General features: G+C 34.3%; 1 protein-coding gene. It reads right to left on the bottom strand.

Annotated features, from left to right (window positions below; genetic code table 11):
- Window positions 1–43 precede the first annotated feature (43 nt).
- Window positions 44–1018, bottom strand: a complete 975-nt coding sequence (locus tag EZL74_RS13055) for an IS110 family RNA-guided transposase (protein ID WP_131477100.1) — start codon at window positions 1016–1018, stop codon at window positions 44–46.
- Window positions 1019–1234: the final 216 nt, after the last annotated feature.

The raw sequence follows: 1234 nt of genomic DNA, 5'->3' as shown, positions 1-1234 counted from the left end.
TAACAAAGAACTGTGCTTGCAACCAAATAAAAAATGATATTTTTTAAATAAATTTAGGCATAGGGCTTCTGTACTCTTTATTGTATTCGACTCCTGATTTTGCGATGGCAAAAGCCTGTCTTAACAGCTTATTACAAACAGCTATTAATGCCAGTTTTTTACTCTTCCCTTTTGCTGTAATTCTTTCATAAATCTCTCTACAGGCTTTATTGCATTTACAGGCTGTAAAGCTGCACATAAAGAGAAGATTTCTAAGTTTAGCATTTCCTATCTTACTTATTCTGGTTCTGCCCTTTATACTGCTGCCTGATTGTCGTATGACCGGTGTCAGACCGCAAAATGAACATAGCTGACTACCACTCTCAAAACGTTCAAATCCATCTGTTAAGACAATAAGCATCATAGCTGTCTTTCTACCAATACCAGGGATACTTTCTATTTTAGTCAATACTTCCTGATAGTCCGATTTAACCAACTCTAACAAGTGAGTTTCAATTAAGAGYACTTCTTTTTCTATATTTCGTAAGCTTCTTTTAAGAGAGCTAACGACTAACTTACTTGGATTTCCTAAAGCTTGCTCGSCCTGAATCTTATTTTGAAGTGAGGTGCTTTGTTTGGTATACGTATCCAGTAAACGTATCTGTTGAAGACACTCCATTTGATTTTTTGAATAGCCAACCCATAGCTTTAATTCTTGCTCCTGACCATATAAACATATCATCCCGGCATCTGACTTATCGGTTTTAATTCTGCTGAGTTTCATTTGAATAAATCGCTTRATTGATAATGGATTCTCTACCGAAACAGCTATATGATTATCGACCAGAAAGTAAGCTAATTGATAATGATAATAACCTGTAGCCTCCATAACACAATGACTGTCAMAGGATAATAACTTTAAGAACTTTACAAAACCTTTAGTGTTATTATCAAACTGATAATAATTACCCGAACAATCCATAACATCAAATGTGGCTTTACTGATGTCAATACCAAATGTTTTTTTATCTTTATCCATAAGAAAATAATTTTGGAAAGGACAATCTACTTGTGTTTCATCACCTTAAAAACGAGATCCAACTCTCACAGAACTGTACGAAATAAAAGTAGAAAAGAGAGGGGATTATCACTGTTAACGGAATCTGAAGTTCCTGCGGTTATCGAAAACCTTACTCCTCTCTTTTGTTCTTTCTGATTAATGTATAAATTTAGAAATTGTAAACTTAAGGCGGTT

It is taken from the genome of Flavobacterium silvisoli, assembly GCF_004329815.1.
GTDB classification, from domain to species: Bacteria; Bacteroidota; Bacteroidia; order Flavobacteriales; family Flavobacteriaceae; genus Flavobacterium; species Flavobacterium silvisoli.
This window is presented reverse-complemented; position numbering and strand designations above follow the sequence as displayed.